We start from the raw sequence: 7,002 nt of genomic DNA on the forward strand, positions 1-7,002 counted from the left end.
GTATGAACTCTGTTATTCCAAATATCTCGTGTATAACTATGACGGCTGCGTTATAGCCCGTTTCCGGTGTTGCTGTGAATGCGGTTATTTCCGAACCATCGAAGGACCTGTACCTTATGTACTCCTCCCTTGGCATGTAATTGCTGATTGATGTTTGCTTTTAAGTTTTAGTTATCGGTTTTACTCGCTGCATCTAGTTCCCTGTTGTTGTTTTTGGAGATAATTTTTTAAGTTGGTTTTCTGTTCATTGTCCCGTCCTTGAGGTTTTGATTATGCCCTCCTTAAGAGATGAGATGGAGAAGAAGATTATGGAGATCCTACCACCGGACGCAAAGTTTTCTAGGGTCGACTTTGAGGGTCCCAACGTAATAATTTACGTAATGAATCCAAGGTACTTAATGGAGCATAGTGAGTACATAAAGACCTTGGCTAAGGAGTTGAAGAAGTACATAATCATTAGGGGAGACCCGAAGGTCAGGATTAGGGAGGTTGATAAGTTGAAGAAGGTAATCACGGACATGGTCACCAAGAGCGTTGGTTCTAACGTAATCGATGATATCGTAGTTGATGAACCAACCGGTGAGGTTTACATATACCTAAAGAGGCCGGTTAGGGAGAGGGGTAAGTTGGAGAAGGATATTTTGGCTGAGACTGGTTGGAAGCCCTGGATAATACCAACTGCCCTTGAGATGGGTAAGGACTTACCCAGGTCCGACATAGATATCGTGAAGCAGATACAATTATCCACAGCCAAGGAGAGACTTGACTTCCTGAAGAAGCTTGGTATGAGGATACACAGGGAGCCTATTTACAGGGATGCGAGGATCACGGTGACAGGTCTCGGAGCCCAGATGGAGGTTGGTAGGAGCGCAATACTGGTTAGGACCAGGGAGAGCTCAATACTTCTCGATTGTGGCGTTAAACCATCAAGCTCAGGGGATGAGGCACCACTAATAGATGACTTAGACCTTGACAACCTGGATGCCGTGGTGATTACACACGCGCACATGGATCACATAGGCTTTGTGCCGTACCTATTCAAGTATGGTTATAAGGGCCCGGTCTATATGACGGAACCGACGAAGTACCTAATGGAGGTTCTCCTGACCGACTATATCGAACAGGCCGAGTCTGAGGGTAGGGTACCACCATACAGTAGGCAGGACTTAGCCGCGGCGCTCTACCACGTTATTACCCTCGATTATGCCGATCATCCAACCGACATATCGCCAGACACGAAGTTGATGCTCTATGATGCAGGTCATGAGGTTGGTTCGGCAGTTGTTCATTTGCATATTGGTAATGGACTATACAACATAATATACACAGGCGATATGAAGTACGGCCCAACCAGGTTATTGAATCCAGCCCATAATAGGTTCAAGAGGGCTGAGTTGTTGATTATGGAGAGTACCTACGGTGGTAAGGAGGATGTTCAATCACCAAGGCAGGAGAGTGAGCAGAGGCTTGTGGAGCTCGTTAGGCATGCGGTGGAGCATGAGGGTAAGGTTTTGATCCCGGTCTTTAGTACGGGTAGAGCTCAGGAGGTACTGTTGGTGCTTAATGAAGCCATTAATAATAAGCAGTTGCCCAAGGTGCCGATATACGTGGATGGTATGGTCCTGGAGACGCTGAATGTGCACTTAATGTTTCCGGACTACCTGAACAGGACCCTTAGGGAGATGATATACGATGGCGTCAACCCATTCCTAAGCGAGTACGTTAAGCCCATAGAGAGGGCTAGGGATCCGGAGAAGCGTAAGGAGCAGGTCATGGAGATACTCCAGGGTCCACCGGCAGTCATACTTGCACCGCACGGTATGCTCAATGGTGGTCCAATAATGGACTACTTCGTGCATGCTGCTGAGGATGAGAGGAACATGCTTATTTTCGTATCTTACCAGGCGGAGAATACCGTGGGTAGGAGGATACAGCAGGGTGAGAGGAAATTAACGGTTAGGTATTACTCCGATAGGGTTACGCTCGATATTAAGATGAAGGTTGAGTCAATACCCGGCTTTTCAGGGCATAGCGATAGGAGGCAGTTGATTAATTATGTGAGGAATATGGAGCCCAAACCCCACAAGATAATGCTAGTTCACGGGGAACCCGCCAAGATAATGAACCTAGCACTCACGCTAGAGCTTCAGTTAAAGATACCCACCGTCTTCATGAGTAACGGAGAGAGCATAAGGCTTGTTTAATCTACCGTACACCACAAACATTATTATTGACAACATAATCACAACCACAGCCAATAACATAATTATCGTTAAAACAAACCCCTGCTTAGGCTTGTAATTAATTGCCGCCATAACATACATGGCAGCGGACCAAGTCAATGGTGATGTTGTTGGTAGCGGATAGCCAAGCCTAGGATCCACCGCCTCAGGCAATAGGCCATGTTGCGAATGCTCAACGCACCAACTCAATAATTGCAGGGCACCTGTGGAGTTACCAACATCCTCATAGTACATGGCCAGGAATAGCGTTGTTATTACCCACGGTGGGTCTGGTGCCGTGCTATCGTAGAGGGCGTAATCGTAATGGTAATCATCACCCGGAAACCTTGCCAATCCACCGTTAACAAGTAATACCTTCACTACCTTATTCACGGTATTAATAGCCCGCCCACTATGTGGGTTTATCCAACCAAGCGCTATGGGCAGGATAACTGAGGAGTCTGGTATGCCATTTGGTTCATAAATTGTTTCTGAACCACTGCTCGTATAAAGTGTTGTTTCCATCAACGCCTGCGAGTAGAAGCCCTTCGAGTAGAAGTGGCTTTGTATAGTCTCATTTAATTCATTGGCTAACCTAAGTATCCACGTGTAGTTTAGCCCTAGGGCTCTGTATATATTCGCTGACGCGTATAGGCCAAGGTCATCTATTGCCTGTGTCCAGAAATTGTATGCATAATTATCCTCCCAAATACTTAAGTCCCTTGGTATTAAACCACCATTACTAATGATTGCGCCTTGCTCCCACATCAATGATTTGTTGATGCATGGCAAAACGGTCATAAGGAATGACTTATTATGGGTGTATTCATAGAATTGCCAAACACCCAGTTGGAATAGTCCAATACTGTCGTATTCGGGTATGCCGAAGGTGGTATCCGGCGATCCACTCCAGAAGTTATAACGTGTGTACCAGGTACCGCTTGAGTTCTGGGCGCTGCACATCCACAACCAGTACTTCATCGCATACCCATAATAACCAGCCTCCTGTAATGCCATTGCAGCAAATGATGAGTCCCTAACCCATGAGTAGAAATAAACAGGCTCTGGGGATGCTACGAACTCGCCGGTGACGGGGTTTTGATCATCCATAAGCAGTAATAGGCTTAGGTAGTACTCATTAAGTAGTGCACCGTTTAACCTCGGCTTCTTAGCCATACTTAACCACTGGGTGACTTCGTGATTATTTATGTAGATTAGGTAATCAATGGGCATCGCCTTAGTGGAGCCTAGGGTGATTACCAGGTAATACGTACCATTACCACCAGCACTAATTACATGCCAACCACCCACCCCTCTCAATGATAGGCTTGTATTTGAATAAACGCTCATTAATAATGGGCTCGTAAATACTACATAATCGCTATTAACTACGACATAACCATAGGTGCTGGGTACGAATATGTCTATGCTGGTATTTGTGATTGACCTCTGGATTATGGATATTGACGTGTAGTTTGGTGGTAGGATTATTGTTGTGGATCCGTTCTCCTCGTTGATGATCACCGTATTGTTTAGCGTGAGGTAGGCTGATTTGGTATTGCCAGTATTGGTTATTGTTATGTTCATTTTCAATAGCCCGTATTTACCATAAAACACCTGGAGTATTGATGGCGGTTTTGATTCCTCACCGTTCAATACTGGTTTTGGTATTGGGTATCCCGTGGATATGTAGATGCTCAGGTTCCTCCAGTTGCTGAGTAGTAGGTAGGCTGGTGATGATGTGTTTGTTGGGAATTGTATTGTCTGCGGTTTTTGGATAATCGATAATATCAATATCGATGCACCTATTACTAATAATACTATCCCGATGATCAGGTAAACAATTCTTCCTGGCACTCCTATATGCTAACCCCTAATCCTTTAAATGTGGCGCATAAAGGGTTTTCGAAGCGTACGTTTTAAATACTATTAATTACAGGGGTTTTGTTGGTCGTGATGTCGTATTACATACTTGGTATTATTTTGTCATTGGCAGCATCGGTGGCCTGGGCAGTATCGCCAATACTCTACAGGATCGGCGCCACGGATAGCGCATTGGATGACTTGGTATCAAACTCCCTGGGTGCCTTCGTATTATCAATACCCTTAGCCATACTCAAGCCCCCACTGAACGGGTTTGCATGGGTCTACGGTTCATTATTTGCGGTTCTAGGTCCTGTCTTTGGTACGTACGTGTTCCTGATATCACTTAGGTACGCCGACGTGGGTATAGCAAACGTTATCTCCTACTCATACGTTGTGCTGCTACCGCTGTTACTCCTTATTGTTAGCCCATCGTACCTGGTCTATATAGGACCCGCGGCACTGATAGTGCTGGGGCTTTACCTACTGATGGGTTCAGGTAGGGGTAAACTCTATGGTTACGTCATGGCCATTCTCTCAGCGGTGCTCTATGCTTTCTCATTTCTAGCGCTTTACAAGGTCTATGAGTATACAAACCCCTGGGGTATAATACTCATAAGAGGTATAATACTCATGGCGGGCGCTTTAATAGTTAAGGCAGTCGTTGAAGGGATAAGGGTAAAACTTAGCGGTAGGGTTTTCCTGGCGGGACTCATTAGTTATGGTATCGGTGGGCCTCTCTACGTGCTATCCGTTGATTATGCAGGTATTGCGGTGCCAACATTAATAACAGCCCTATCGCCAGTAATTACGGAAGTACTCGCCATAATTAAGCTTAGGGAGAGATTAAACCTTAGGGCAATAATGGGCTTCATAGTCGTCATAGCAGGCATAATTATTGCGTCAATCATTGGAATGTGAAGGCACGAAATTAATTTTTAAGCAACCACCACCTCTTACTTACTGGTGATGAGGGGTCGATGAGATGGATGAATAGGTGATTTGGGAAGAGACGAGCTGACGATTAAAGTATAGATTAATATACGCAATACCGCACTCATACACTATCTAATGCTGCTTAAGGTAAAACTTTTAATTCGCTAAAGCACTAAATAATCATGGGTCTAAGCACAAAGGTTATTGATGAGTTTCTCAGGCAGAGGGATGTACTACTAAAGGCTGGTAGTTATGAGGAGGCTAGGGCAAACTTCAAATGGCCACCCCCTGGTGAGTTTAATTGGGCCATTGACTACTTCGACAAGTACTTAGCCGAGAATTCCACAAACCCAGCGCTCGTCTACATAAACGATGAATTACTCAAGTCCGGCGACTCTAAGGTAATTAGTTATGGCGAACTCAGGGCTCGGTCTAATAGGTTGGCGAATGCATTAATTGATTTGGGTGTTGGGCGTGGTGATGTTGTCATGGTAATGCTAAACAATAGGCCTGAGCTCTTTGAGTCATTCCTAGCGCTCATGAAGATAGGCGCCGTTATATCCCCCGCAACGACGTTACTGATACCATCGGATATAGAGGATAGGGCATCGAGGGCTCATTTCAAGGCTGTGATTATTGATCCAGAGGTTGTCAATAGGGTTAACCAAATTAGGGATAGGCTTGAGAAGCTAGGCGTCAAGTACTTCATATCGCTTGGTAAGCAGGGCCCTGGTTGGTTGGATTATTACGAGTTGGTGAGTGGTAAGTCCGAGAATTTCCAGGGTGTTAGGACGAGGACGGATGAATTGCTGCTCGTTTACTTCACCTCAGGTACAACGGCGAAGCCAAAGATGGCCATGCACACCCACTCTAGCTACCCAATTGGGCACCTAACAACAATGTATTGGGTTGGCGCCAAGCCAGGTTATAGGCACATGAACATATCAAGCCCAGGATGGGCTAAGTGGGCCTGGTCAACATTTTTCGCGGCCTTCAATGCGGGGGCGACAACAGTTGTTTACGACTATAGCGGCAGGTTTAGTGCAGCGAACCATCTCAAGGTCCTGGAGAACTACGGAGTGGACACACTATGCGCACCGCCGACTGTCTGGAGGATGATAATACTCGAGGATCTAACCAAGTACAACCTTGACAAGATAAAGAGCTTTGTTAGCGCCGGTGAGCCGTTAAACCCAGAGGTTATTGAGCGCGTGTATAAGGCAACGGGTAAGTACATACGCGATGGATACGGTCAGACTGAGACTACACTCATGGTTGGGAACTTCCCAGGCATGAAGATAAAGCCTGGCTCTATGGGTAAGCCAGCGCCTGGTTATGAAATAGTTCTCGTGGATGAGGATGGAAATCCCGTGGGCGTTAACAGGGATGGACACATAGCAGTTAGGACAAGTCCTAGACCCCTCGGTCTAATGGTTGGTTATGACGATGAGAATAAGAATAAGGAAGTCTTTAGACTAGGTCTCTACTTCACTGGCGATGTTGCCTTCATGGATGATGAGGGTTACTTGTACTTCGTTGGTCGTGCAGATGATGTATTCAAATCAAGCGACTATAGGATAAGCCCATTCGAGCTTGAGAGCGACTTGCTAAAGCACCCAGCTGTTGCGGAGGCGGCTGTGGTGCCAAGTCCTGATCCAATAAGGGGCTTCGTACCAAAGGCATACATAGTGCTCAAACCAGGTTACACACCAAGTAGGGACTTGGCGCACGACGTATTCAAGTTTATTAGGTTGAACGTAGCCCCATACAAGAGGCCTAGGGTCATAGAGTTCGTACCAGAGCTGCCAAAGACCATAAGCGGTAAGATTAGGCGTGTTGAGCTTAGGGGAATTGAGCGTGAAAAGAGAAATAAGGGCGTTAAAGGCGAGCATGAGTACTTCGAGGATGACTTCCCAGACATAAAGACGTTAAAGGTATAATGGTAAACAGCAAATTAATCAATTCAAAATCACGATAAATA

4 protein-coding genes are annotated in these 7,002 nt (G+C 45.8%); 3 read left to right on the plus strand and 1 reads right to left on the minus strand.

All coding sequences use genetic code 11. The features are described from left to right. Positions 1–272: 272 nt before the first annotated feature. The gene (locus tag B7L70_RS11345) at positions 273–2,204 is read left to right on the plus strand and encodes a beta-CASP ribonuclease aCPSF1 (protein ID WP_081228289.1); all 1,932 of its coding nucleotides are present in this window, start codon (positions 273–275) and stop codon (positions 2,202–2,204) included. Here B7L70_RS11345 and B7L70_RS11350 read toward each other — a convergent pair. After that, on the minus strand, positions 2,151–4,079 hold the full coding sequence (locus B7L70_RS11350; RefSeq protein WP_081228290.1) for a glycoside hydrolase family 15 protein: 1,929 nt from the start codon (positions 4,077–4,079) through the stop codon (positions 2,151–2,153). The genes B7L70_RS11345 and B7L70_RS11350 overlap by 54 nt on opposite strands. A gap of 99 nt (positions 4,080–4,178) precedes the next feature. On the opposite strand from B7L70_RS11350, the gene B7L70_RS11355 reads away from it, so the two are divergent. Then, positions 4,179–5,006 carry an EamA family transporter gene (locus B7L70_RS11355; protein WP_081228291.1) on the plus strand — a complete coding sequence of 276 codons (828 nt, stop codon included), beginning with the start codon at positions 4,179–4,181 and terminating at the stop codon, positions 5,004–5,006. 197 nt (positions 5,007–5,203) lie between these two features. Continuing rightward, on the plus strand, positions 5,204–6,961 hold the full coding sequence (locus tag B7L70_RS11360) for an acyl-CoA synthetase (RefSeq protein ID WP_081228292.1): 1,758 nt from the start codon (positions 5,204–5,206) through the stop codon (positions 6,959–6,961). Positions 6,962–7,002: the final 41 nt, after the last annotated feature.

This window comes from Vulcanisaeta sp. EB80, assembly GCF_002078205.2.